The following is a 26,650-nucleotide window of genomic DNA, read 5'->3' on the forward strand; positions in this document are numbered from 1 at the left end:
CCACGCTGGCCGAACGCAGGTAGTACGGAGCGGGTAAACCGGCAGGACGCCGGTTTAGCCGCGACGGGGCAGGGACGCCCCGTCGCGGCGGCCCGCGGAGTAGTACCGGCGTGAGGGCACACCGAGCCTGAGCGAGGTGCCGAGTGGTGGGGCAAGAGCGTTTTGCTTACTTTTGCGCTTTTCAAAAGTGAGCCGCTGTAAGAGCGGAACCAATAGTGGCCGTTACCTAAATAACGGATATACACCCCTCACCCCAACAACTCACTCATGGCAATAATCTGCTCCGCCACCTGAATCAGCTTTTGCTGCCGACTCATCGCCTGACGCCGCATCAGCGTGTAGGCCTCTTCCTCATTACACCCCTTCATTTTCATCAACAGCCCCTTGGCCGTTTCGATCCGCTTACGCTCAGCCAACTGCTGATCCCTGGCCTGCAACTGCGCGCGCATCGCCTGGTCACTCTCAAACCGCGCCATCGCCACATCCAGGATCGGCTGCAACCGCTGCGCCTGAATCCCCTCGACAATATAGGCACTGACCCCGGCCTTGATCGCCTGTCGCATCACCCCCGGATCATGCTCGTCGGTAAACATCACAATCGGCCGCGGCTGATCCCGGCTCACCAGCACCACCTGCTCCATCACATCGCGCCCCGGCGACTCGGTATCGATCAAAATCACATCCGGGCGCACCGCTTCAACCCGCGCCGGCAGATCGATCGTCAGCCCCGACTCATCGATTACTTCAAACCCGGCCTCGGTCAACGCGGCCTTGAGCCGCCCCACCTTGCGCGGCGTATCGTTGATCAACAGGATTCGCAACATAAGGTCCTCCTGTCAGCGCAAGGCTTGGCGGCTGACAACATCTGTCATGGCATGCAGGCGAAAGCTGCGGGCATACCCGGCCGGGTCCGAACCGTCCCAAACCTTTCCGTCGATCAACTGGCTGCTGCGCATGGCCTCGCCACCGGCCGGCACACCTACGGCGCTGGCCGCCTGGCGATAGATATCCAGTTGCTGCACGCGCCGGGCGACGCCGAGGTAATCCGGGTCTTCGCGCAGCAGGCCCCAGCGACGGAATTGGGTCATGAACCACATGCCATCCGACAGGTAGGGCAGGTTGACCGCGCCGTCGCCATAAAACCGCAGCGCGTGAGGATCCTGCCAGTGGTTGCCGAGGCCGTCGTCATAGTTGCCCAGCAAGCGCGGTTCGATGCAGTCGAGCGGTGCGTCGAGGTAGTGCGGGGCGCTCAGCAATTGCGCGGTGGAGCGGCGGTTTTCCGTGCTTTCTTCGATAAACCGGCTGGCTTGCAGGATCGCCATCACCAGCACCCGGGCGGTATTGGGGTACTGCTCGACAAACGCCTGGGTGCAGCCGAGGACTTTTTCCGGGTGATCCGGCCAGATCGCCTGGGTGGTGGCCAGGGTGAAGCCCTGGTTTTGCTTCACCGCACTGGCGCACCACGGCTCACCCACACAAAACCCGTCGATGCGCCCGGCTTGCAGGTGAGCCACCATTTGCGGCGGCGGCACCACCACGCTGTCGACATCCTGCAACGGATGGATGCCTTGGCTGGCCAGCCAGTAATACAACCACATGGCGTGGGTGCCTGTGGGAAAGGTCTGGGCGAAGGTGAGTTTTGTTCGGCTTTGGTGCACGTGGCGGTCCAGTGCCTCAGGACTGGTCACCCCCAACTGTTGCAGGCCACGGGACAGGTTGATGCTCTGGCCATTCTGGTTCAGGCCCATCAGCACCGCCATGTCGGTGGGCGCTACGCCGCCGATGCCCAGGTGCACGGCGTAGATCAGGCCATACAGGCTGTGGGCCGCGTCCAGTTCGCCGCTGACCAGGTTGTCCCGCAGACTGGCCCATGACGACTGGCGTTTGAGGTTCAGTGTCAGGCCATAGGGCTGGGCGAAGCCCTGGGTGGCGGCGACTACCACTGAGGCGCAATCGCTCAGGGCCATGAAGCCCAGGTTGAGGCTGCTCTTTTCCGGAGCATCACTGCCGTTGACCCAAGCCAAGGGATCATTCATCTGTATGTACCTTTCATAAAAAAACGCCGCTCCGTCGGGCCACGCACGGAGGAGGCCCGGGGTAACGACGTCTTTGTCCTGAACCCGTTCCGCCGTTGGCGCGGGCTGCGATAGGCAAGGCAAAGCAAGGCACATGCCACGCACCGGGTAAGCCCGGCAGGCCGTCAGCTTCCCGTCAGGATTGAAACCGGCCTGGCTCCCAGTATGGCCGCTCCTTGATCCCGGGCTTTGCAGGCATGTTCATCAACCGCCATCGTATTGCGACTGTGTTTTTCTGGCTGTTGGTGCTGGGCAGTCCCCGGGTGCTCGGGGAGCCGTACGAGGCCCGTGATGAGAACCTGCACACGTTTTTTACCGCGTTGTCCTTGCCGTTGGGGCAGCCGATCGTGGTCAGTCAGGCGGCGGCCCGCAAGCGCATCAGCGGGACGTTCGATTTCGATTCGGCCCAACCGCTCCTGGCGTCGGTTGCCCGGCAGCACGGTTTGATCTGGTACAGCGACGGCCAGGTGCTTTACCTGTATGACGCCGACGAGGCGAAAAGCTCGGTGGTAACCCTGCGGCATATTTCGGTCGATATGTTGCGCGGGTTCATGCGCCGCTCCGGGCTCGACGAGGCGCGCTATCCGCTGCGTGCGAGTGCGGCGCGGGTGTTCTACGTGTCCGGGCCGCCGAACTACGTCGACCATGTGCTGCGCCTGGCACAGCTGATGGACCGCCAGCGTGCGGAGCTGCGCATGGGGCCGCAGCGGATCGGAGTGGTGCAGGTGCTCAACACCCACGTTGCCGACCGCGAGTACGACATGGGGGACAAAACCGTCACGGTGCCGGGCATGGCTTCCATGATCGAAAAACTGCTGGCCGTCGAGCAGAAGAGCGCATCCCCACGGCAACCCGGATTACTCGCCGACAAGACTATTTCGGTGTTGGCGTACCCGGACACCAACAGCTTGTTGATCAAGGGCAAGCCTGCGCAGGTGAGCTTTATCGAAAACCTGGTGGCGGAACTGGACGTGCCGAAGCGTGCGGTTGAGGTTTCATTGTGGCTGGTGGATGTGGACCGCGACGAGCTCAAGAAGGTGGGCGATGCCCTGCACAATGGGCCCGACAAGCCTCCGGCAAGCCGCGTAATGGCACCCGTCGAGGACGATGTGTTCATGAAACGGATCACGGCACTGGAGCAGCGTCGACGAGCGAAGGTCACGGCGTTGCCGGTGATTCTGACCCAGGAGAATGTGCCGGCGGTTTTCAACGATAACCAGACGTCCTACCTGCCCCGGCCGGGTGAGAACAGTGATGAGTGGCAACCGGTGGTCTACGGCACACAGGTCAGTGTGCTGCCGCGCTTCGCCGAGGCGAATGAAATCGAGATGCAGCTCATCCTCGAAGATGGCCGCCAGATGGGCAAGGCCGGCAGTCGCGACAAACGCTCGGCGGCGGTGGAACGCATGGGGATCAGCACCGTAGTGCGTGTGGCTCCGGGCCGGCGGTTGCTGGTGGGGGATTTTCAGCGTGAAACCGGCGCGGCCTTGTCCGGGCGCTACTACGGGCCTATGGCCAATAGCGTGCGGCTGTTTGTCATCCAGGTTGCGCCGGTGGGTGGTGCCTCGCACACAGGTGGCGGACCGGGGCAGGCACCGCCGTTGACACCCTCCCAGCATGAGCGCGTGAAGCGGGCATTTACCCGCGTATCCGAGGGATAAACCATTGACCGTCCAATCAGGACTGGCGGTCTCGAAAAGTCTTACATAGCCCGTCTGAAAAATACCGTGCCTGTGGGCCTTTGCCTCTCCTACACGACGGGTGAGCTTTTTATAGTCGCGACCTTGCAGGAGGGCCCGTGTCGGAAATGGGGGGAGTCAGGTGCAGAGGTGTGAATGGCAGGGGTGATGGAGGGGGGAATGGCGGCGCCTATGGTCTTTGATCGGTGGACGTTGCACAGCGACGGCAGGCTGACCGGCGAAGACTCGGATATTCAACTGCCGCCCAAGGAGGGGCATGTGTTGCGCCTGTTGTTGGCGTCGGCCGGTGTGCTCGTGACCAAGGACCAGTTGCTGGAACGGGCATGGCCCCATAACGATGCCACCGAGGAGTCCCTGACCCGTTGTATCTGTTCACTGCGCAAGTATTTGAAGGAGGGCAGGGGGCTGATCAAGACGGTGTATGGCAAGGGGTATCGCGTGACCTGTTCGGTCAACGCGGCGAGCCAGGTCTGTTCCTCCTGCGGTCGGGGCCAGGCATGAAAGGCGTCTGGCGCAAGGGGCTGTTGCTGCTCACGGTCTGCTTTGGCCATGAAGCCCGGGCGTATTGCTGGGCAGAGGCCGCCAACCGATATGGCATTGAGCCGGAGCTGCTGCAGGCCATCGCTGCGGTAGAGTCGGGTTATCGCGCCGAGGCCATGAACCACGCCAACAACAACGGCACCCGTGATATCGGGTTGATGCAGATCAACAGCATTCACCTGCCGCGCCTGCTCAAGGAAGGCATCACCGAGCAACGCTTGCTGGATGAGCCTTGTTTATCGGTGGAGGTGGGTGCCTCGATCCTGGCCGAGTTTATCAAGCAGTTCGGTTACAACTGGACGGCGATCGGTTCCTACAATGTGGGGGGCGGCCCCGGGCCCCGTCGTGAAGAGCTGCGTCTTCGCTATGCGCAAAAGATTTGGGTTCGCTACGAGCAACTGATGGCGCACCGCAACTGATGATTGGACGTCACGCCTCGCATGCAGCCCGTCACCCCGGCTATAATCGCCGCCACCTTTCGCCGCCATCCGAGTCAATCCCGCCCATGTATACCCTGGCCCGCCAGCTGTTGTTCAAACTCTCTCCGGAAACCTCCCACGATCTGTCCCTGGATTTGATCGGGGCCGGTGGCCGCCTGGGGCTCAATGGGCTGGTGTGCAAGGCGCCGGCGAAAATGCCGGTGTCGGTGATGGGGCTCGATTTCCCCAACCCGGTCGGCCTGGCGGCTGGCCTGGACAAGAACGGTGCAGCCATCGACGGTTTTGCGCAGTTGGGTTTTGGCTTTGTCGAAATCGGCACGGTGACCCCTCGGCCGCAACCGGGCAATCCCAAGCCGCGGATCTTCCGCCTGCCGGAAGCCGAGGCGATCATCAATCGCATGGGCTTCAACAACCTGGGTGTGGATAACTTGCTGTCGCGGGTCCAGGCGGCGAAGTACAAGGGCATCCTGGGGATCAACATCGGCAAGAACTTCGACACGCCGGTAGAACGTGCCGTGGATGACTACCTGATTTGCCTGGACAAGGTCTACGCCCACGCCAGCTACGTCACAGTCAACGTCAGCTCCCCGAACACCCCGGGGCTGCGCAGCCTGCAGTTTGGCGACTCCCTCAAGCAATTGCTCGAAGCCTTGCGCCAGCGCCAGGAAGACCTGGCTGTGCGCCACGGCAAGCGCGTGCCGTTGGCGATCAAGATTGCCCCGGACATGAGCGATGAAGAAACCGTGCTGGTGGCCCAGGCCCTGGTGGACTCGGGCATGGATGCGGTGATCGCCACCAACACCACCCTGAGCCGCGTCGGTGTCGAAGGCCTGGCCTTTGGTGACGAGGCGGGCGGCCTGTCCGGTGCGCCGGTACGCGACCAGAGCACCCACATCGTCAAGGTGCTGGCGGCCGAGCTGGGTGGGCGCTTGCCGATCATTGCGGTGGGTGGCATCACCGAGGGCAAGCACGCGGCCGAGAAAATCGCCGCAGGTGCAAGCCTGGTACAGCTGTATTCCGGCTTTATCTACAAGGGCCCGGCGTTGATTCGCCAGTCTGTGGATGCAATCGCCGCACTGCCAAGAGGTTAATCGCCGCCCATTAAAAAGGGCTCCTTGAAGGAGCCCCTGGGCCGAAGCCCGCCGCCCGGATGGGGCGTGCGTGGTTAAGGTGTTGCGTATTCGTGGTGGTGTCGGAATTAAATGCCCTTGATTAGCCGACGGCGTGAAGTTCGTTGAGTCTGTGGATTCCCGCAGTGCCAGTCATACCGTCCCAGTTGTCGCCGCGTCCTTCTCGCCAGCCGTTGATCCAGGCTTGGCGTACCGACGGTAGAGTAAATGGGCAAAGCTCACGGGATTTGCCATGAACGCCATATTGATATCCGCGTAAAAATGCTCTTTCCAACGGATCACGCTTAAGTCTTCTCATAGGGTGTTTCCCTCACTTGTTGACTGTCTTGATATCCTTCGGCCTCGTCCGAGGCCGGGCAGAGTTTTTCTGCCGTTGGTGGGCTCGCTGCCGGCGTGGCGAGCCTATGTGTCGGCGTCGTTACGGCGCCAACCTGTGTTGAGTTCTAACCAATAGGTCACATGGATTCAATGATCGTTTTGTCATAAGCACGTAACGATAATGATGCTATAGCCATAAGCTGGGATGGCTTTTCGCCCCTTTTATTGGGCAAACCCCGCTATGATGTGCCCTTCAAAGAGGATGGGTTTAATCCTTTGGTGAGAATGCCCGTCTGTTGCAGTCGGTTATTATTCGACGAAGGGTCAGAATATTTCTTTTTGTTGCACCCAATCCATGAACTGCCCCGTCAATAAAGGCCCATAAGGCCTGTAGCCGGGGTGGAACGGCACATTCGTGCCACACGAGCGCTCTTCAAGAAAAGCGCTTGATTGAAAACCGAACGCGCGATGCGTCGCCCGTTCACTTATTGCTGAAAAGCCTGGAATGCCCCATGTCGGACCGTTTTGAACTCTTCCTCACTTGCCCCAAGGGCCTCGAAGGCCTGCTGATCGAGGAAGCCGTCGGGCTTGGCCTTGAGGAAGCCCGCGAGCACACCTCGGCCGTGCGCGGCATGGCCGACATGGAGACCGCCTACCGCCTGTGCCTCTGGTCGCGCCTGGCCAACCGCGTGTTGCTGGTGCTCAAGCGCTTCCCGATGAAGGACGCCGAAGACCTCTACCACGGCGTGCTGGACATCGAGTGGGAAGACCACATGCTTGCCGACGGCACCCTGGCCGTTGAATTCAGCGGCCATGGTTCGGGCATCGACAACACCCACTTCGGCGCGCTGAAGGTCAAGGATGCGATTGTCGACAAGCTGCGCACCCCGACCGGCGAACGTCCGTCCATCGACAAGATCAACCCGGACCTGCGCATTCATCTGCGCCTGGACCGTGGCGAAGCGATCCTGTCCCTCGACCTGTCCGGCCACAGCCTGCACCAGCGCGGTTATCGCCTGCAGCAGGGCGCTGCGCCGTTGAAAGAAAACCTGGCGGCGGCGATCCTGATTCGTTCCGGCTGGCCGCGTATTGCTGCCGAAGGCGGCGCGCTGAGCGACCCGATGTGCGGCGTCGGTACCTTCCTGGTGGAAGGCGCGATGATCGCCGCCGACATGGCGCCCAACCTGAACCGCGAGCTGTGGGGCTTCACCGCCTGGCTTGGTCACGTTCCGGCGCTGTGGAAGAAACTGCATACAGAGGCCAGCGAACGCGCCGCTATCGGCATGGCCAAGCCACCGCTGTGGATCCGTGGTTACGAAGCGGACCCTCGCCTGATCCAGCCGGCCCGTAACAACATCGAACGCGCAGGCCTCAGCCACTGGATCAAGATTTACCAGGGCGAAGTCGGCACCTTCGAGCCTCGCCCGGACCAGAACCAGAAAGGCCTGGTGATCTGCAACCCGCCGTACGGCGAGCGTCTGGGTGATGAAGCCAGCCTGTTGTACCTCTACCAGAACCTCGGCGAGCGTCTGCGCCAGGCGTGCCTGGGCTGGGAAGCGGCGGTGTTCACCGGTGCCCCGGACCTGGGCAAGCGCATGGGCATCCGCAGCCACAAACAGTATTCGTTCTGGAACGGCGCCTTGCCGTGCAAATTGCTGCTGATCAAGGTCACCCCGGACCAGTTCGTCACCGGCGAGCGTCGCACCCCGGAGCAGCGCCAGGCCGAACGCGAGCAGGCCGCCTACGATCAGGCGCCGACCGAGCCGCAAGAGCGTCAGTACAACAAGAACGGTAACCCGATCAAACCCGCCCCGGCCCCTGTGGTCGAGCAGGCGCGCTTGAGCGAAGGCGGGCAGATGTTTGCCAACCGCCTGCAAAAGAACCTGAAGCTGCTGGGCAAGTGGGCCAAGCGCGAAGGCGTCGATTGCTACCGTGTGTACGATGCCGACATGCCGGAATACTCCATGGCCATCGACCTGTACCACGACTGGGTTCACGTCCAGGAATACGTGGCGCCGAAGTCCATCGACCCGGAAAAAGCCTCGGCCCGCATGTTCGATGCCCTGGCGGCCATTCCCCAGGCGCTGGGCATCGACAAGAATCGCGTGGTGGTCAAGCGTCGCGAACGCCAGAGCGGCACCAAGCAGTACGAGCGCCAGAGCGCCCAGGGCAAGTTCACCGAAGTCAGTGAAGGCGGCGTCAAGTTGTTGGTCAACCTGACCGATTACCTGGACACCGGCCTGTTCCTCGACCATCGCCCAATGCGCATGCGCATCCAGAAAGAGGCGGCCGGCAAGCGCTTCCTCAACCTGTATTGCTACACCGCCACTGCCAGTGTGCACGCCGCCAAGGGTGGCGCGCGCAGCACCACCAGCGTCGACCTGTCGAAAACCTATCTGGACTGGGCACGCCGCAACTTCTCCCTCAACGGTTTCTCCGACAAGAACCGCCTGGAGCAGGGCGACGTCATGGCCTGGCTGGAAGCCAGCCGCGATGAGTTCGACATGATCTTCATCGACCCGCCGACCTTCTCCAACTCCAAGCGCATGGAAGGCATCTTCGACGTGCAACGTGACCACGTGCAGTTGCTGGACCTGGCCATGGCGCGCCTGGCGCCGGGCGGCGTGTTGTACTTCTCGAACAACTTCCGCAAGTTCCAGCTGGAAGACAACCTCGTCGAGCGATATGCCGTCGAGGAGATCAGTGACAAGACCATCGACCCGGATTTTGCGCGCAACGCCAAGATCCATCGGGCGTGGAAAATCAGCGCTCGCTGATCGCTGCCTGCCTGAAGCCGCAAGCTTGGATTATTCCGGCCTTGCGGCTTTTTTGCGCTGGTCAAACGCCAGTCCTGTGGCTATAACTTAAGGCCTGGCCAAAGTGACGCACCTGCACGCTGGCGTTTCGAGTCTTGTCTATGCCGCTGCACGCCGTCCGCCCGAAAATCCTAGGCTTTATCAGTGAGCAGGTGTCGGCGTGGCTGGTGGCGGTAGTGGTGTTTCTGACGGGAATCGCACTGACGGTCATCGTCGCCTGGACCGCCTCCGATCTCTATCAGCAGCAGCTGCGCCAGCGCTTCCAGTTGCTGGTCAACGAGCGTTACAGCCGCCTCCAGGAACGTTTCGAGGACCAGGAGCAACGCCTGGGCAGCCTGCGGCGGTTCTTCGTCAATTCCAATACAGTCTCCCGCGCAGAGTTCGACGGTTTCGCGCAGCCTTTGCTGCTGCGTACCCGCGCCTATGCCTGGGCGCCCCGGGTGTTGCGTGACCAACGCAGTGCGTTTGAGCAAGAGGTGACGGCTGAGCGCCGCGCGAGCTTCTCCATTCGCGAATTGAACACGGCCGGTGAACTGACCCCGGCCAGCCAGCGCGATGAGTATGTGCCGGTGCTGTACAGCCAGACCCAGAGCCTGCTTGGCTCGCCGTTGGGGTTTGACCTGCTGGCCCAGCCATTGCGGCGCTCGGCGGTGGAGCGTGCGCAACAGTCAGGGAAAATGGCCGTGTCCCAGCCCATGCAACTGGTGGGTGTGGAGCCGGCCTACGCCATGGGCGTGCTGCTGGTGGCGCCGGTCAGCCGGGCACCGACGACACAAGTGCCCGTCAGCGAACCTTACGGTTACGTGATGGCGGTGATCAGCATGCGCCAACTGGTGGCCGATGGTTTGCCCAAGGCTGACCGGGACAACCTGGTGATACAAATCGTCGACACTTCCGACGCAGAAAAACGAGTGCTGTACGAATCCAGCAATGCCCTGGCAGACAGCGACCTGGTAGCCGCACGCCGGCTGACCCTGGGTGACCACATCTACGCCTTGAGCCTGCGCCCCAGCCAGGTGTTCCAGCAGGGCAATCATTCTTCGTTGATCAGTATCCTGGTCACGGGCAGCCTGCTGAGCCTGTTGCTCAGTGCGTTGCTCTATGTGTTGGTCAGTCAGCGCCAGCGCGCCTTGAAACTGGTGGAGCAGCGCACGGCCCAGTTGCGTCAACGTGAACAGGAGCTGCGGGGCACCCATGGCCAGTTGCGCAGCGTGCTCAATGCGGCGACCCAGGTGGCGATTATTGCCACTGACCTGCGCGGCGTGATCACCACTTTCAACGCCGGCGCCGAGCAGATGCTGGGCTTTGAGGCGGACGAGGTACTGGGCCACCTGACCCTCGAAAGCCTGCACCTGGCGCCCGAGCTGGAAGCCCGCGCTGTGCAGTTGAGCGCAGCGCTGGGCAAGCGCATTCCGCCCGGCCAGGCGATGCTGGTGGACAGCGCCGATACCGTTCACGAAGCCCGCGAGTGGACGCTGGTGCGCAAGGGGGGCAGCCAACTGACGGTGAACATGCTCGCCACTGTGTTGCTGGATGAGCACGGCCTGTGGGTCGGGCACCTGGCGATCTGCCTGGATGTCACCGAGCAGAAGCGCGCCTATGAGGCACTGGCCGCACGGGATCGGCTGCTGAAGAAACTCAGTGCCCATGTGCCCGGCGGCATTTTCCAGTTCATTCTGGAGCCGAACGATGTCTCGCGTTTCATTTATGCCAGCGACGGCATTCGCGATATCTACGAAATCGAGCCGGCGCTGTTGCAGCAGGATGCGAGCAAGGTGTTCGAGCGGATTCATCCTCAGGACGTTGAACGGGTACGCGAGTCCATTCGGCTGTCTACCTTGCAACTGAGCCATTGGCGTGAAGAGTACCGGGTGCTGCTGCCCCAGCGCGGGCTGCGCTGGATTCGCGGTGAAGCGACCCCGGAAGAATTGCCCGGCGGTGGTACGTTATGGCATGGCTATGTATCGGACATTTCCGACCTCAAGCGGGTCGAGGAAGAGCTGCGGGCGTTGTCGATTACCGACTCGTTGACGGGGATTCACAACCGGCGTTATTTCCAGGACCGATTGAAGGCCGAGATGACCCGGGTCAAGCGCGCCTCGGGGGCATTGTCGGTGATCATGCTCGACATCGACCACTTCAAGCGCATCAACGACCAGCACGGCCACGCGGCGGGCGATGAGGTGCTCAAGCAATTGTGCCGGCGCATCAGCCAGCGGTTGCGACGCACGGATGTGTTTTGCCGGCTGGGGGGCGAGGAGTTTGTGGTGTTGTGCCCCAATACCGATGGCAGCCAGGCCTTCAGTGTTGCCCTGGAGTTGTGGCAAGCGTTGCGCAGCACGCCGATGGACGGTGTGGGGACGGTGACGGCGAGCTTCGGGGTGGCCAGTTGGCGCGTCGAGGAGGGCGTTGACGGCTTGTTGCTGCGGGCGGATTCGGGGGTGTATGCGGCGAAGCAGGCGGGCAGGGATAGGGTGGAGGCAGAACGGTTGCCGGCTTGAACGTTGTGGTGAGGGGACAAGCCCCCTCACCACAGTGAACGGCATTGAAAGCGCTAGAGGACCGGCGCAGCCGTCGCCAGCTTCGGCTGGCGGTACAGGTCCAGCAGCACCTGGTCCAGCACCGAAGACGCGCCCCACGGTTTCGGATCGTTGAGAATCGCCACCACCGCCCAGGTATTGCCATTGTTGTCGCGACTGAACCCGGCGATCGCCCGCACGGTGTTCAGGGTACCGGTCTTGACGTGGGCTTCACCGCGCATGGCGGTGGTCTTCAGGCGTTTGCGCATGGTGCCGTCGGTGCCGGCAATCGGCAGCGAGCTGATGTATTCCGCCGCGTACGGGCTTCTCCACGCCGCTTGCAGCATGGTCGCCATCTCACGGGCGCTGACTCGCTCGGCACGGGACAGGCCGGAGCCGTTCTCCATCACCAGATGCGGCGCGGTGATGCCTTTTTTCGCCAGCCACTGGCGCACCACGCGTTGGGCTGCCTTGGCGTCGTCGCCGTCGGCATCGGTGCGGAACTGCGCGCCCAGGCTCAGGAACAGCTGCTGGGCCATGGTGTTGTTACTGTATTTGTTGATGTCGCGGATGATCTCTGCCAGGTCCGGCGAGAACGCCCGGGCCAGCACTTTGGCGTTCTTTGGTACCGGCGCCTGGATATCGCGGCCCTGGATGCTGCCGCCCAGTTCCTTCCAGATCGCCCGAACAGCACCGGCGGTGTAGGTGGCGTGGTCCAGCAACGACAGATAGGTCTGCGAGCTGCAGCCATCCGCCAACTGGCCGCTGACGGTCACGGTGACGCTGCCATCGGCGGCGGTCATCGGGCTGTAGCGCACATCGCCCGTGCATTGCTTGGCGTTGGAAACCTTGACCTGGTTGTCGATGCGGATGCTCGCAATCGGTGGCTCCACCGAGACCAGCACTTTGCCCGAGTCATTACGGGTGACGAAGCGCAGGGCCTTGAGGTTGACCATCAGGGCATCGGGCTTGACCAGGAACGGCTTGTTCTCGTCGTTGCCGTCGTCATTGAACTCCGGCAGTTGCGGCGGGATGAAGAAGCCGCGGTCCAGTACCAGGTCGCCGGTCACTTGCTGCACGCCATTGGCCCGCAGGTCGCGCATCAGCAGCCAGAGTTTTTCCATGTTCAGCTTGGGGTCGCCGCCGCCCTTGAGGTACAGGTTGCCGTTGAGGATGCCGCCGCTCAGGGTGCCGTCGGTGTAGAACTCGGTTTTCCACTGATGGTTGGGGCCGAGCATTTCCAGGGCCGCGTAGGTGGTGACCAGCTTCATGGTCGAGGCCGGGTTGACCGATACATCGGCATTGAACACGGTAGGCGTGCCCGGGCCATTGAGGGGAATCATCACCAGGGACAAGGCGTTGTTTTGCAGCTTGGCTTTCTGGAGGGCTTCCTGGACCTTGGGCGGCAGGGAAGTGTTGATCGGGGCGGCGGTAACGGAAAAGGCCAGGGGGAGCAGAAAACCGGCCAGCAACAATGGACGCAAAGATTTGATCATAAGAATTAAAACCCTACTGCTGAGGGGTAAAAAGGCGAGGGGTATGTACGAAAAATCCCTCAATGGTCATGAAAGTGTCGGCATTATGCCCCAAGGCAGTTGCACTTGTGGCTGAACGATAGCTGCTATTCGCGGTTTTTTTTACGGGCACTCTGCCGCCCGTCCCAGAGAATCGGGCAAAGGCCGGCTTAAACTGCTAAAGTGCCGCCCGTTATTACTTAAGAGGATTGTTCCAATGGCGACTAACCGTTCCCGGCGTCTGCGCAAAAAACTGTGCGTTGATGAATTTCAAGAGCTGGGTTTCGAACTGAACCTGGACTTCAAAGAAGGTTTGGACGATGAAGCGGTTGACGCTTTCCTCGAAGCATTCCTGACCGAAGCGATGGACGGCAACGGCCTGGACTACGTCGGCGGTGATGACTTCGGTCTGGTTTGCAAAGCCACCCGTGGTTCGGTCAACGAAGAGCAGCGTGCCGCTGTTGAAGCGTGGCTGAAGGCTCGTCCAGAGCTGACCCGCGTTGAAGTCAGCGCCCTGTTGGACGCTTGGCATCCAGAAAAGCCGATCAACCCGGCAGTCTGATGTCATGAAAAAGCGACCCGCCCGGGTCGCTTTTTCGTTTCCGGGTCGTAAAAAGTCAGGCCTTGCGCCAGTTCAGAATCACCAGCGTCAACACCCCCGCCACAATCCCCCAGAACGCCGAACCGATGGAAAACAACGTCAGCCCTGACGCTGTGACCATAAAGGTGATCAGCGCGGCTTCACGCTCCTTCGGCTCATTCATGGCGATGCTCAGGCCATTGATGATCGAGCCAAACAGCGCCAGTGCCGCAATCGACAGCACCAGTTCCTTGGGCAGGGCGGCGAACAGCGCGGCCAGCGTTGCGCCAAACACCCCGGCAACCCCGTAGAAAATCCCGCACCAGACCGCAGCGGTATAGCGCTTGTTACGGTCTTCATGGGCGTGGGGCCCGGTGCAGATCGCCGCGCTGATGGCCGCGAGGTTGATGCCATGGGAGCCAAACGGCGCAAGCACCAGCGAGGCCAGGCCGGTGGTGGTGATCAGGGGCGAGGCGGGCACGTTATAGCCATCGGCCCGCAGCACCGCGACCCCCGGCATGTTTTGCGAGGTCATGGCCACCACGAACAGCGGGATGCCGATGCTGATGGTCGCCGCCAGAGAGAAGTGTGGCGTGGTCCACACCGGCGTCGCCACTTCCAGGTGGAAACCGCTGAAGTCCAGCAACCCCATCAGCCCGGACAACGCCGTGCCGATCAGCAGCGCGGCGAGCACGGCATAACGCGGCGACAGACGCTTGATGACCAGGTAAGTGAAGAACATCCCCAGTACCAGCCCGGTACGGTGCTGCGCGGCGACGAAAATCTCGCTGCCGATCTTGAACAGAATCCCCGCCAGCAAGGCCGCCGCCAGGGAAGCCGGGATGCGCTTGACGAGCTTTTCGAAGCTGCCGGTGAGCCCGCAGATCGTCACCAGCACCGCGCAGGTGATGTAGGCGCCGATGGCTTCGCCGTAACTCACGCCGCCCAGGCTGGTGATCAACAGCGCCGCGCCCGGGGTCGACCAGGCAATGGTGATCGGCGTGCGGTAGCGCAAGGACAGGCCGATGCTGCACACCGCCATGCCGATGGAGATCGCCCAGATCCACGAGGAAATCTGCGCCGTGGTCAGGCCGGCGGCTTGTCCGGCTTGAAACATCAGCACCAGGGAGCTGGTGTAGCCGGTCATCATGGCAATGAAACCGGCGACGATGGCCGAAGGCGAAGTGTCGGCCAGTGGGCGTAATCGCGCTTGGGGGACGTCTGACATGGGGCGGTGTTCCTTATGCCTGGGGCTTTTTGTAGGAGCGAATGCAGAATCAAGCCTAAACTCAAACGTAACGATTCATTGCAATACAGCCGGCGCCGCAAACAGCCGTACAGTGTGTTGGCGCAATGGGTTGTGTACAATGTGCGCTGATTTTACGCGATACTTGCCAGCGACCCTCTGTGCCGTATTACAGTCAACGTCAATTCGCCGCCGTTCTCCCGACCCGAGTGCCCATGAACGAACAGTTGCAGCCCCTCAAGAAACAACCGCGAGCCGGTAAGGCCGGTCGCAGTGGAACCCAGGACGATATCGTCTACGCGCATATCTTCGAGGCGATCCTCGAACAACGCCTGGCGCCCGGTACCAAATTGAGTGAAGAAGCGCTGGGCGAAATCTTTGGCGTGAGCCGCACCATCATTCGCCGCGCGCTGTCGCGCCTGGCCCATGAAGGCGTGGTACTGCTGCGGCCCAATCGCGGCGCGGTAGTGGCCAGCCCGAGTGTCGAGGAAGCCCGCCAGGTGTTCCTCGCCCGGCGCCTGGTGGAGCGTGCGATCACTGAGTTGGCGGTGCAGCATGCCACGGCCGAGCAACTGGCCGAGTTGCGGCAGATGGTCAACGACGAGCGCGACAGCTTTTCCCGTGGCGATCGCGGCGCGGGTATCCGGCTTTCCGGCGAGTTCCACCTGAAACTGGCCGAAGCGGCGAAGAACGCGCCGCTGATCAGCTTCCAGCGCAGCCTGGTGTCCCAGACTTCGTTGATCATCGCCCAGTACGAAAGCGGCAACCGCTCGCACTGTTCCTACGATGAGCACACCCAGTTGATCGACGCGATCGAAGCGCGGGATGCGGATCTGGCCGTGAACCTGATGATGCACCACATGGATCACATCGACAGCAAACTCAACCTCGACGAGGAAAGTGCGTCGGATGACCTGCATGCGGTGTTCTCGCATTTGTTGCAGACCAAGAAGCCGGGGCGCTCGTCTGTAAAGTTGTAAACCCGATCAAAAATGTGGGAGCTGGCTTGACTGCGATAGCATCACCTCGGTATCACTGATACACCGAGGTGTCTGCATCGCAGGCAAGCCAGCTCCCACATTTGTTTTGGGGTGTTTGCTGAATCAGCGTTGGTGCACCAATTGCCCCGCCGCATACGTCTGCAACACCGCCCGGTCATCCCCCAGCGTCATCAACACAAACAGCGTCTCGGCGATGTTATTGGCCTGCTTCAGGCGATAGCTGAGCAGTGGCGTGGCGTTGTAATCCAGCACCAAAAAGTCTGCGTCAGTGCCCGGTTGCAACGTGCCGATCTTGTCTTCCAGCCGCAGCGCCCGCGCACCGCCCAAGGTGGCCAGGTACAGCGACTTGAACGGGCTCAACCGCGCGCCTTGCAACTGCATCACCTTGTAAGCTTCGTTCAGGGTTTGCAGCAGCGAGAAGCTGGTGCCGCCACCGACATCCGTACCCAGGCCGACATTCAGCTTGTGCTTCTCGGCCATCGGCAGGTTGAACAACCCGCTGCCCAGGAAGAAGTTCGACGTCGGGCAGAACGCGACTGCCGAACCCGCTTCCGCCAGCCGTGCGCATTCGTCGTCACACAGGTGCACGCCGTGGGCGAACACCGAGCGCTCGCCCAGCAGTTTGTAATGGTCGTACACGTCCAGGTAGCCGCTGCGCTCCGGGAACAGTTCCTTCACCCATTCCACTTCCTGCAGGTTTTCACTGATGTGGGTCTGCATATACAGGTCCGGGTATTCCCCCAGCAACTGCCCGGCAAGGGTCAGTTGTTCGGGCGTACTGGTCGGTGCGAAACGTGGCGTCACCGCGTAGTGCAAACGGCCCTTGCCATGCCAGCGCTCGATCAGTGCCTTGCTTTCTGCGTAGCCGGATTCCGCGGTGTCGGTCAGATAGTCCGGCGCGTTGCGGTCCATCATCACTTTGCCGGCGATCATCCGCAGGTCGAGCTTCTCGGCGGCTTCAAAAAACGAGTTCACGGACTGCGGGTGCACGCTGCCGAATACCAGCGCGGTGGTGGTGCCGTTGCGCAGCAGTTCCTTGATGAAAATCCCCGCGACTTCTTCGGCGTGGGCCTTGTCGGCGAACTGGCTTTCACACGGGAAGGTGTAGGTGTTGAGCCAGTCCAGCAACTGCTCGCCATAGGCGCCGACCATGCCGGTTTGCGGCAGGTGAATGTGGGTGTCGATCAGGCCGGGGGTGATCAGCGCGTCCTGATAATGGGTGACCTCGATGTCGGCGGGCAGGCTGGGGAGTAATTCGCTGGCGTGGCCGAGGGCGCTGATCTGGCCGTTGTCGATCACCAGCAGGCCGTCTTCGAAATACTCGTAGGAGGCTTCGATTCCTACCTCGGCAGGGTCGGCGATGCTGTGCAAGATGGCGGCACGGTAGGCTTTTCGTGTCAAAGGCATGGTCGTCTCAGTTAGTCGCTTGGCTGCGGCGCGAAACCGGCAGCAGTTTGGCAATGGGTTCGGCGCTTGCAGTGTGCTGGCCGAAGTTGGCGTTATAGGTGGCGATGATTTCGCCGGCGATGGAGATGGCGATTTCCACAGGCAATTTGCCTTTGACCTCAGTCAGCCCCATCGGGCAATGCATGCGTTGCAGTTGCGCGGTGTCGAAACCGCGATCCCGCAGGCGATGTTCGAACTTGACGCGCTTGGTCTTCGAACCGATCAGGCCGAAGTAGGTGAAGTCATTGCGCTTGAGCAGGGCGGCGGTCAGTTCCAGGTCCAGGGCGTGGTTGTGGGTCATGACGATGCAGTAACTGCCCACAGGCAAGTTGTCGATTTCATCCACCGGCTCTTCGCTGACGATTTTACGCACGCCCTGAGGGATGTGTTCCGGGAATTCCTGTTCCCTGGAATCGATCCAGCGCACCCGGCACGGCAGGCTGGCCAGCAACGGCACCAGCGCGCGGCCCACGTGGCCGGCGCCGAACACCGCGATCTGCGCCTGCACCTGGCCCATCGGTTCGAACAACAAAACCGTCACGCCGCCGCAGCACTGGCCCAGGCTGGCGCCGAGGCTGAAGCGCTCCAGGTGGGTGTTCTGCTGGCCGCGCACGAGCATGTCCCGGGCGATCTGCATGGCCTTGTATTCCAGGTGCCCGCCACCGATGGTGTCGAACGTGTGGGCGGCACTGATGACCATCTTTGAGCCGGCATTGCGTGGCGTGGAGCCGAGCTCTTCGATGATGGTCACCAGCACGCAGGGTTCACCCTGGTTCTGCAGGTCGGCGAGGGCGCTGATCCAGTTGTTCATGTTTACCTCAGCATCTCTGTTGTCAGTTCGACCGCTATCGCAGGCAAGCCAGCTCCCACATTTGATCGGGTTCACACATCAAAATGTGGGAGCCGGGCTTGCCCGCGAAGGCAGCGCCTCGGTCTAGAGCGAAGCCAGCTCGGTTTCGGTTTCCACAGCTTTTGCGGCGGTCAGTTGGCGCATCTGCTCACAGCCCCACAACACCCGCTCCGGGGTCGCCGGTGCATCAATCTTCGGCTGATGGCGATAGTCACCCAGGCTCGCCACGGCATCCTTGATCGCACACCACGAGGCGATGCCGAGCATGAACGGCGGCTCACCCACGGCCTTGGAGTGGAACACCGTGTCTTCCGGGTTCTTGCGGTTTTCCACCAGCTTCACCCGCAGGTCCAGCGGCATGTCGGCCACGGCCGGGATCTTGTAGCTGGCCGGGCCGTTGGTCATCAGCTTGCCCTTGTTATTCCAGACCAGCTCTTCCATGGTCAGCCAGCCCATGCCCTGGATGAAGCCGCCTTCGACCTGGCCGATGTCGATGGCCGGGTTCAGCGAGGCACCCACATCGTGCAGGATGTCGGTGCGCAGCATTTTGTATTCGCCGGTCAGCGTGTCGACGATCACCTCACAACAGGCCGCGCCGAAGGCGAAGTAGTAGAACGGCCGACCGCGTGCCTGGCTACGGTCGTAGAAGATTTTCGGAGTCTTGTAGAAACCGGTGCTCGACAGCGACACCTGGGCGAAATACGCCTGCTGGATCAGCGCCTCAAACGTCAGGATATGATCGCGAACCCGCACATGCCCGTTGTGGAATTCAACGTCGGCCTCGCTGACTTCATACTTGCGCGCGGCAAATTCCACCAGGCGTTGCTTGATGGTTTCGGCAGCATTCTGCGCGGCCTTGCCGTTCAAGTCGGCACCGCTGGAAGCGGCCGTCGGCGAGGTGTTGGGCACCTTGTCGGTGTTGGTGGCGGTGATCTGCACGCGGTCGATTTCCACCTGGAATATCTCGGCCACCACTTGCGCGACCTTGATGTTCAAGCCCTGGCCCATCTCGGTGCCGCCGTGGTTCAGGTGGATGCTGCCGTCGGTGTAGATGTGGATCAGCGCACCGGCCTGGTTGAGGAAGCTGGCGGTGAACGAAATCCCGAATTTCACCGGGGTCAGCGCCAGGCCTTTTTTCAGGATCGGGCTGTTGGCGTTGTAGCGACGGATCGCTTCGCGGCGCTCGGCATACTGGCTGCTGTGTTCGAGTTCGGCGGTCATCTCTTCGAGCATGTTGTGCTCGACGGTCTGGTAGTAGTGGGTGACGTTGCGCTCGGTCTTGCCGTAGTAGTTGGCCTTGCGCACGGCCAGCGGATCGAGCGCAAGGTGGCGCGCAATGGCGTCCATCACTTCCTCGATGGCGACCATGCCCTGGGGCCCGCCGAAGCCACGGTAAGCCGTATTGGACGCGGTGTTGGTCTTGCAACGGTGACCGTTGACCGTGGCATCGCCCAGGTAATACGAGTTGTCGGAGTGGAACATGGCACGGTCGACAATCGAGTTCGACAGGTCCGGCGAGCAGCCACAGTTGCCCGCCAGGTCCAGATTGATACCGTGCAGGCGGCCGGTGTCGTCGAAGCCCACGTCGTACTCGATGTAGAACGGGTGGCGCTTGCCGGTCATCAGCATGTCTTCGACCCGTGGCAAGCGCATTTTGGTTGGCTGGCCGGTGAGGCGTGCGACCACCGCGCACAGGCACGCCGGGCTGGCCGCCTGGGTTTCCTTGCCGCCAAAACCACCGCCCATGCGGCGCATGTCGACGACGATTTTGTTCATGGACACGTCGAGGACTTCGGCCACCAGTTTCTGCACTTCGGTAGGGTTTTGCGTGGAGCAGTAGACGATCATGCCGCCGTCCTCGGTCGGCATCACCGAAGAGATTTGGGTTTCCAGGTAGAAGTGTTCCTGGCCACCGATGTGCAGGGTGCCCTGGATACGATTTTTTGCGGTCGCCAGCGCGCCGGCGGAATCACCGCGTTGGTGCGTATGGCTGTCCAGCACGAAATGCTTTTTGCGAAACGCCTCGACCACGTCCAGCACCGGCTCCAGGTCTTCGTATTCGATCACGGCGGCCATGGCGGCTTTGCGCGCGGTTTCCAGGTCGCGGGCGGCAACCGCCAGCACCACCTGGCCGACAAACTGCACAGTGTCGATGGCCAGCAGCGGGTCACCGGGCATCAGCGGGCCGATGTCTTTCAGGCCCGGTACGTCTTCGTGGGTGATGACGATGCGCACGCCGTCGAAGGCGTAGCAGGGCGCGGTGTCGATGCTGATGATCTTCGCGTGGGCGCGGTCCGACATGCGTGCATACAGGTGCAACTGGTTGGGGAATTCCAGGCGATCATCGATGTACTGCGCCTCGCCCGAGACGTGCTTGGCGGCGCTGTCGTGCTTGACGCTGCGACCGACTCCGCTGGTCAGGTCCTTGGCAAACAGTTCGGCGAGTTCGGCCTGGGATTTTTCCACGGCGTGATGGTTAGACATAAGCGGTCACCCGAGTCTGGATGTGCGGCGTTTGCAGTTCGATGAAGTATTTGCGCAGCAGGTTCTGTGCGCTGAGCAGGCGGTATTCCTTGCTCGCACGGAAGTCCGACAGCGGGGTGAAATCTTCGGCCAGCGCAGCGCAGGCTTTTTCCACGGTGGCGGAATTCCAGGTGGCACCTTTCAGCACCGCTTCGCAATTCTTCGCACGTTTCGGGGTGGCGGCCATGCCACCGAACGCAACCCGGGCGTCGCGGATAACGCCGTTATCGATCTTCAGGTTAAAGGCGGCGCAGACTGCGGAAATGTCATCGTCCAGGCGCTTGGACACCTTGTAGGCACGGAACAGCGGCACGCCTTTGGGCACGATGATTTTTTCGATGAATTCGCTGTCCTGACGCGCGGTGACACGGTAGTCGATGAAGTAGTCTTCCAGGGCCAGGGTGCGGCGGGTGTTGCCCTTGCACAGCACGATCTGCGCACCGAGGGCGATCAGCAGCGGCGGCGAGTCACCGATGGGCGAGGCGTTGCCGATATTGCCGCCCAGGGTGCCCTGGTTGCGGATCTGCAGCGAGGCGAAGCGGTGGAGCAGTTCGCCGAAGTCCGGGTATTCGTTATTGAGGGCCGTGTAGCAATCGGACAGCGACGTGGCCGCGCCGATCTCCAGGCGGTCGTCAAAGCTTTCGATGCGCTTCATTTCTTCGATATTGCCGACGTAGATCATCACCGGCAGCGTGCGGTGGAACTGGGTGACTTCCAGCGCCAGGTCAGTGCCGCCCGCCAACAGCCGGGCTTGTGGGTACGCGTCGTAAAGGTCGGCCAGGTCGGCGACGGTCAACGGCACCAGGCAACGTTTGTCGCCGCTGTTCAGTTCACCGGTTTGCGTCGGGGCGATGGCTTTCAGGCGGGCGATCGTCTCGGCCTGGCGGCTGTCGAACTGGTCTTGGGGTTTGTTGCAGCAGGCCTGTTCGGCAGCCGCGAGAATCGGGCGATAGCCGGTGCAGCGGCAGAGGTTGCCGGCCAGGGCTTCGTGGGCTTTCTGGCTGTCGGGTGCATCACTGTTCTTCTGCAGGGCGAACAGTGACATCACAAAGCCCGGGGTGCAGAAGCCGCATTGCGAACCGTGGCACTCCACCATGGCTTGTTGCACGCTGTGGAGTTGGCCCTGGTGCTTGAGGTCTTCGACGCTGATCAGTTGTTTGCCGTGCAGGGACGAGACAAAGGTCAGGCACGAGTTGAGGCTGCGATAGCGAATCTGCTCCGCGCCCTGATCGTCGGTGTGCAACTCGCCGACCACCACGGTGCAGGCGCCACAGTCGCCGCTGGCGCAGCCTTCCTTGGTGCCGGATTTGCCCAGGTGCTCACGCAAATAGTTGAGCACGGTCAGGTTCGGGTCCAGGGCGTGCTCGCTACGGAGCTCCTGGTTTAGTAAAAACTGGATCACGGAAGGCCTCGCAGACTCATTATTGTTGTTAACCGCTTTGCGCCGAATCTAGTCATGTCTGACTTTTCGGTCAACGATTTTCTGACCGAAAGGTCAAGAAAATGCGATCTCAACATCTTTAATTATGGTCCAGTTCTCTGGAACCGCCGTTTTTGGGGGCTTCTGGACTTTAACGGCTGCTTATTTCATGCCAAATTCTGGTTTGTGGGCCCAGCGCCATCAGCGGGCATTTGCGCTACACTGCCGCGCTTGTACCGATAGACGATTTTGAAGGGAAAACATGACGTTCAAGGCGCCGGATAGTCTTGCCGAGCAAATCGCTCACCACCTCGCCGAACGTATCATTCGCGGCGACCTCAAGCCTGGGGAGCGGATCCAGGAGCAGAAGGTCACACTGGCGCTCAATGTCAGCCGTGGCTCCGTGCGCGAAGCCTTGCTGATCCTTGAGCGCCGGCACTTGATCGCGATCCTGCCGCGCCGTGGCGCCCACGTCACCGAGCTGACTGCCCACAAGGTGCAGAGCCTGTGCACGCTGATGGGCGAGCTGTACATCCTGCTGGGCAACGCCGTCGCCGCCGGCTGGCAGACCCAGGCCGACATGGCGCCGTTCGTGCAGATCCAGCAGCGCCTGATCGCCAGCTTCGAGCGCCAGGACATCCGCGCCTTCGTCGAAGAAAGCTTCAACGTGATGCGCGCCGCCTATCCGTTCGCCAACAATCCGTATTTGCAGGAAACCGTCGAGAACCTGCAGCCGGCGATGAACCGCGCCTATTACCTGGCGCTGGATCAACGCAAGGCGTCCATGAGCGAGTACCTGGTGCTGTTTGAGCAATTGCTCGCCGCCGTGCTGGCCCGTGACCTGCCGCAGATTCGCCAGGTGCTCTCGGCTTACGGCGAGCGCAGCTGCTCGCTGGTCATCGCTGCGTTGGCGGACGCCTAAGCGTGCGGCTCAAGTGCATCAAACTGGCGGGGTTCAAATCCTTCGTCGACCCGACCACGGTGAACTTCCCCAGTAACATGGCGGCAGTGGTGGGGCCCAATGGCTGCGGCAAGTCGAACATCATCGACGCCGTACGCTGGGTGATGGGCGAGAGCTCCGCGAAAAACCTGCGTGGCGAGTCGATGACCGACGTCATCTTCAACGGCTCCACCAGCCGCAAGCCGGTGAGCCAGGCCAGCATCGAACTGGTGTTCGACAATTCCGACGGCACCCTGGTGGGCGAGTACGCGGCCTATGCGGAAATCTCCATTCGCCGCAAAGTCACCCGCGACAGCCAGAACAGCTACTTCCTCAACGGCACCAAGTGCCGCCGCCGGGACATTACCGACATTTTCCTCGGCACCGGCCTGGGCCCGCGCAGCTACTCGATCATCGAGCAGGGCATGATCTCCAAGCTGATCGAAGCCAAGCCGGAAGACCTGCGTAACTTTATCGAAGAAGCGGCCGGCATCTCCAAGTACAAGGAGCGCCGTCGCGAGACTGAAAACCGCATCCGCCGTACCCATGAAAACCTCGCCCGCCTGACCGACCTGCGTGAAGAGCTGGAGCGCCAGTTGGAGCGCCTGCACCGCCAGGCCCAGGCCGCCGAGAAGTATCAGGAATACAAGGGCGAAGAGCGCCAGCTCAAGGCGCAACTGTCGGCCCTGCGCTGGCAGGCACTGAACGATCAAGTGGGCCAGCGCGAAGCGATCATCGGCACCCAGGAAATCAGCTTTGAGGCCCTGGTGGCCGAGCAGCGCAATGCCGACGCCAGTATCGAGCGCCTGCGGGACGGTCACCATGACCTGTCCGAGCGCTTCAATCTGGTGCAGGGGCGTTTCTATTCGGTGGGCGGCGATATCGCTCGGGTCGAGCAGAGCATCCAGCACGGTCAACAACGTTTGCGCCAATTGCAGGATGACCTCAAAGAAGCCGAACGTGCGCGCCTGGAAACCGAATCCCACCTGGGCCACGACCGCACCTTGCTGCTGACCCTTGGGGAAGAGCTGGACATGCTCACCCCCGAGCAGGAAGTCACCAGCGCTGCCGCTGAAGAAGCCGCTGCGGCCCTGGAAGAATCCGAAACCACCATGCACGGCTGGCAGGAGCAGTGGGACACTTTCAACCTGCAATCCGCCGAGCCCCGCCGCCAGGCTGAGGTGCAGCAGTCGCGCATCCAGCAACTGGAAACCAGCATGGAGCGCCTGGCCGAGCGTCAGCGGCGTTTGGTGGAAGAGCGCGTGCTGCTCGCCGCCGACCCGGAAGATGCGGCGATCCTGGAGTTGAGCGAGAAACTGGCCGAAAGCGAAATGACGCTGGAAGAGCTGGAAGCCAGCGAAGAACAACAAGTGGAGCGCCTGGAGCAATTGCGTCAGCAACTGCAGCAAGCGACCCAGGCACAGCAGCAGGCCCAGGGCGATTTGCAGCGGCTCAACGGCCGGCTGGCCTCCCTGGAAGCCTTGCAGCAAGCGGCGCTCGACCCGGGCACCGGCACGGCGGAATGGCTGCGCGATCAACACCTGGCCGAGCGCCCGCGCCTGGCCGAAGGCCTGAAGGTTGAAGCCGGTTGGGAGCTGGCGGTGGAAACCGTGCTCGGCGCCGACCTGCAAGCGGTGCTGGTGGATGATTTTGGCGGCTTTGACCTGGCGGGGTTTGCCCAGGGCGATCTGCGCTTGCTCAGCCCGGCGGCGGACGGCACCCGTGTGCCGGGCAGCCTGCTGGACAAGGTCGAGGCGGCGATTGATCTGTCGCCCTGGCTGGGCCAGGTCAAACCGGTGGACAGCCTTGAGCAGGCCCTGGCCCAGCGCGGCCAATTGGCGGCGGGGCAAAGCCTGATCAGCCGCGATGGTTTTTGGGTTGGCCGGCACTTCCTGCGGGTGCGTCGCGCCAGCGAAGCGGAAAGCGGTGTTCTGGCCCGTGGCCAGGAAATCGTCAACCTGACCGCCGAGCGCGAAGAGCGCGAAGCGACGCTTGAGTCCCTGGAAAACCAGCTGCAAACCCTGCGCGCTACCCAGCGCCAGCAAGAGACCGGCCGTGAACACCTGCGCCGCCTGTTGCAGGACGAAGCGCGCCAGCAAGGCGAATTGAAAGCCCAGCTCTCGGCGAGCAAGGCCAAGGTCGAGCAACTGACCCTGCGCCGTACTCGTCTCGACGAAGAAGTGGCGGAGATGGGCGAGCAACGCGCCCTTGAACACGAACAAGTCGGCGAAGCGCGCCTGCAATTGCAGGAAGCCCTCGACAGCATGGCCCTGGACACCGAGCAGCGCGAGTTGCTGTTGGCCCAGCGCGACAGCCTGCGCGAGCGCCTCGACCGGGTGCGCCAGGAAGCCCGCCAGCACAAGGACCACGCCCATCAATTGGCCGTGCGCCTCGGTTCCCTGCGTGCGCAACACGACTCCACGCGCCAGGCCCTTGAGCGTCTCGAGATGCAGTCCGAACGCCTGACCGAAAAGCGCGAGCAACTGAGCCTCAACCTGGAGGAGGGCGAAGCCCCGCTGGAAGAGCTGCGCCTGAAGCTCGAAGAGTTGCTCGACAAGCGCATGACCGTCGACGAAGAACTCAAGACTGCACAAATCGCCCTGGAAGACGCCGACCGCGAGCTGCGCGACGCCGAAAAACGCCGGACCCAGGCCGAGCAGCAGTCGCAACTGATCCGTGGCCAGCTCGAACAGCAACGCATGGAATGGCAAGCCCTGACGGTGCGCCGCAAAACCCTGCAAGACCAGTTGCTGGAAGACGGCTACGACCTGCACGGCGTGCTCAATACGCTGACCGCCGAGGCCAACGAGAAAGACGCCGAAGAAGAACTTGAACGGATTGCCGCGCGCATTCAACGCCTCGGCGCAATCAACCTCGCCGCCATCGACGAGTACCAGCAGCAGTCCGAACGCAAACGTTATCTGGATGCGCAGAACGCCGACCTTGTCGAAGCCCTGGACACCCTGGAAAACGTGATCCGCAAGATCGACAAGGAAACCCGTAATCGCTTCAAAGATACCTTTGATCAGATTAATGGCGGTTTACAGGCGTTATTCCCGAAAGTTTTCGGTGGTGGCAGCGCTTACTTGGAACTGACGGGCGAAGATCTACTCGATACAGGGGTAACGATCATGGCGCGGCCTCCGGGCAAGAAGAACAGCACCATCCATTTGTTGTCCGGTGGCGAGAAGGCACTGACGGCATTGGCCCTGGTATTTGCGATCTTCAAGTTGAACCCGGCGCCGTTCTGCATGCTCGACGAAGTTGACGCCCCGCTGGATGACGCTAACGTTGGACGGTATGCCCGACTGGTTAAAGAGATGTCCCAGACGGTGCAGTTCATCTATATCACCCACAACAAGATCGCCATGGAAATGGCCGATCAGTTGATGGGCGTGACGATGCACGAGCCGGGCTGTTCGCGGTTGGTGGCGGTGGATGTCGAAGAGGCGATGGCGCTGGTGGAATCCTGAGTCGCACTCGAAGGAGGATTTTGAGCAGGACGTAGGGTGATTTACCGGTCTGGGAAAAGTGGCAAATGGACATATTTGTTCAAGGCATTTTGACAGACGGTGTAAAGTTATCTTTGGTC

Annotated in this window: 19 protein-coding genes; 10 read left to right on the forward strand and 9 right to left on the reverse strand. The window is 61.7% G+C overall.

Translation table 11 applies throughout. From position 1 onward, the window contains the following. Positions 1-248: 248 nt before the first annotated feature. Positions 249-824 carry an ANTAR domain-containing response regulator gene (locus HKK54_RS18325; protein ID WP_010176414.1) on the reverse strand — a complete coding sequence of 192 codons (576 nt, stop codon included), beginning with the start codon at positions 822-824 and terminating at the stop codon, positions 249-251. Between the two features lie 12 nt (positions 825-836). After that, on the reverse strand, positions 837-2,036 hold the full coding sequence (locus tag HKK54_RS18330; RefSeq protein WP_169387400.1) for a CmpA/NrtA family ABC transporter substrate-binding protein: 1,200 nt from the start codon (positions 2,034-2,036) through the stop codon (positions 837-839). Positions 2,037-2,272: 236 nt separating this feature from the next. Between HKK54_RS18330 and sctC the strand changes: the two genes are divergently transcribed. The 4 genes from sctC (at position 2,273) to HKK54_RS18350 (ending at position 5,846) form a co-directional block, all read left to right on the forward strand. Further along, complete coding sequence (sctC, locus tag HKK54_RS18335) at positions 2,273-3,736, forward strand: type III secretion system outer membrane ring subunit SctC (RefSeq protein WP_169387401.1); 1,464 nt, start codon at positions 2,273-2,275, stop codon at positions 3,734-3,736. A 174-nt stretch (positions 3,737-3,910) separates the two neighbouring features. After that, complete coding sequence (locus HKK54_RS18340; RefSeq protein WP_029616138.1) at positions 3,911-4,276, forward strand: winged helix-turn-helix domain-containing protein; 366 nt, start codon at positions 3,911-3,913, stop codon at positions 4,274-4,276. Next, complete coding sequence (locus HKK54_RS18345) at positions 4,273-4,734, forward strand: transglycosylase SLT domain-containing protein (RefSeq protein ID WP_010176410.1); 462 nt, start codon at positions 4,273-4,275, stop codon at positions 4,732-4,734. The genes HKK54_RS18340 and HKK54_RS18345 overlap by 4 nt, the downstream gene beginning before the upstream one ends. A gap of 86 nt (positions 4,735-4,820) precedes the next feature. Continuing rightward, a complete protein-coding gene (locus HKK54_RS18350; protein ID WP_169387402.1) occupies positions 4,821-5,846 on the forward strand; it encodes a quinone-dependent dihydroorotate dehydrogenase in 1,026 nt (341 codons plus the stop codon). 121 nt (positions 5,847-5,967) lie between these two features. On the opposite strand, the gene rmf is transcribed toward HKK54_RS18350, so the two are convergent. After that, positions 5,968-6,183 carry a ribosome modulation factor gene (rmf, locus tag HKK54_RS18355; protein ID WP_002553055.1) on the reverse strand — a complete coding sequence of 72 codons (216 nt, stop codon included), beginning with the start codon at positions 6,181-6,183 and terminating at the stop codon, positions 5,968-5,970. Between the two features lie 532 nt (positions 6,184-6,715). Between rmf and rlmKL the strand changes: the two genes are divergently transcribed. Both rlmKL and HKK54_RS18365 read left to right on the forward strand, forming a co-directional pair. Next, complete coding sequence (rlmKL, locus tag HKK54_RS18360; RefSeq protein ID WP_169387403.1) at positions 6,716-8,980, forward strand: bifunctional 23S rRNA (guanine(2069)-N(7))-methyltransferase RlmK/23S rRNA (guanine(2445)-N(2))-methyltransferase RlmL; 2,265 nt, start codon at positions 6,716-6,718, stop codon at positions 8,978-8,980. 140 nt (positions 8,981-9,120) lie between these two features. Then, positions 9,121-11,520 carry a sensor domain-containing diguanylate cyclase gene (locus tag HKK54_RS18365; protein ID WP_169387404.1) on the forward strand — a complete coding sequence of 800 codons (2,400 nt, stop codon included), beginning with the start codon at positions 9,121-9,123 and terminating at the stop codon, positions 11,518-11,520. 53 nt (positions 11,521-11,573) lie between these two features. On the opposite strand, the gene dacB is transcribed toward HKK54_RS18365, so the two are convergent. Then, positions 11,574-13,034, reverse strand: a complete 1,461-nt coding sequence (gene dacB, locus HKK54_RS18370) for a D-alanyl-D-alanine carboxypeptidase/D-alanyl-D-alanine endopeptidase (RefSeq protein WP_010176406.1) — start codon at positions 13,032-13,034, stop codon at positions 11,574-11,576. Between the two features lie 235 nt (positions 13,035-13,269). Between dacB and HKK54_RS18375 the strand changes: the two genes are divergently transcribed. Continuing rightward, the gene (locus tag HKK54_RS18375; protein ID WP_003219101.1) at positions 13,270-13,614 is read left to right on the forward strand and encodes a YggL family protein; all 345 of its coding nucleotides are present in this window, start codon (positions 13,270-13,272) and stop codon (positions 13,612-13,614) included. A gap of 55 nt (positions 13,615-13,669) precedes the next feature. On the opposite strand, the gene HKK54_RS18380 is transcribed toward HKK54_RS18375, so the two are convergent. Beyond that, positions 13,670-14,860 carry a benzoate/H(+) symporter BenE family transporter gene (locus tag HKK54_RS18380; protein ID WP_169387405.1) on the reverse strand — a complete coding sequence of 397 codons (1,191 nt, stop codon included), beginning with the start codon at positions 14,858-14,860 and terminating at the stop codon, positions 13,670-13,672. Positions 14,861-15,093: 233 nt separating this feature from the next. Between HKK54_RS18380 and HKK54_RS18385 the strand changes: the two genes are divergently transcribed. Next, positions 15,094-15,858, forward strand: a complete 765-nt coding sequence (locus tag HKK54_RS18385) for a GntR family transcriptional regulator (RefSeq protein ID WP_003219095.1) — start codon at positions 15,094-15,096, stop codon at positions 15,856-15,858. 123 nt (positions 15,859-15,981) lie between these two features. On the opposite strand, the gene guaD is transcribed toward HKK54_RS18385, so the two are convergent. The 4 genes from guaD to xdhA form a co-directional block, all read right to left on the reverse strand. Further along, positions 15,982-17,286, reverse strand: a complete 1,305-nt coding sequence (gene guaD / locus HKK54_RS18390) for a guanine deaminase (protein ID WP_169387406.1) — start codon at positions 17,284-17,286, stop codon at positions 15,982-15,984. 7 nt (positions 17,287-17,293) lie between these two features. Beyond that, positions 17,294-18,136: a xanthine dehydrogenase accessory protein XdhC gene (xdhC, locus tag HKK54_RS18395; RefSeq protein WP_088424560.1), complete on the reverse strand. Its 843-nt coding sequence runs from the start codon at positions 18,134-18,136 to the stop codon at positions 17,294-17,296. A gap of 123 nt (positions 18,137-18,259) precedes the next feature. After that, positions 18,260-20,659, reverse strand: a complete 2,400-nt coding sequence (gene xdhB / locus HKK54_RS18400; RefSeq protein ID WP_010176402.1) for a xanthine dehydrogenase molybdopterin binding subunit — start codon at positions 20,657-20,659, stop codon at positions 18,260-18,262. Next, on the reverse strand, positions 20,652-22,100 hold the full coding sequence (gene xdhA, locus HKK54_RS18405) for a xanthine dehydrogenase small subunit (RefSeq protein WP_169387407.1): 1,449 nt from the start codon (positions 22,098-22,100) through the stop codon (positions 20,652-20,654). Before xdhA ends, xdhB begins: the two co-directional genes overlap by 8 nt. Positions 22,101-22,380: 280 nt before the next feature. Here xdhA and HKK54_RS18410 point away from each other — a divergent pair, with 280 nt between their 5' ends. Next, complete coding sequence (locus HKK54_RS18410; protein ID WP_010176400.1) at positions 22,381-23,040, forward strand: GntR family transcriptional regulator; 660 nt, start codon at positions 22,381-22,383, stop codon at positions 23,038-23,040. 2 nt (positions 23,041-23,042) lie between these two features. Beyond that, a complete protein-coding gene (gene smc / locus HKK54_RS18415; protein WP_169387408.1) occupies positions 23,043-26,531 on the forward strand; it encodes a chromosome segregation protein SMC in 3,489 nt (1,162 codons plus the stop codon). The last annotated feature ends 119 nt before the right edge of the window (positions 26,532-26,650 follow it).

This window comes from Pseudomonas sp. ADAK13 (assembly GCF_012935715.1).
GTDB lineage: Bacteria > Pseudomonadota > Gammaproteobacteria > Pseudomonadales > Pseudomonadaceae > Aquipseudomonas.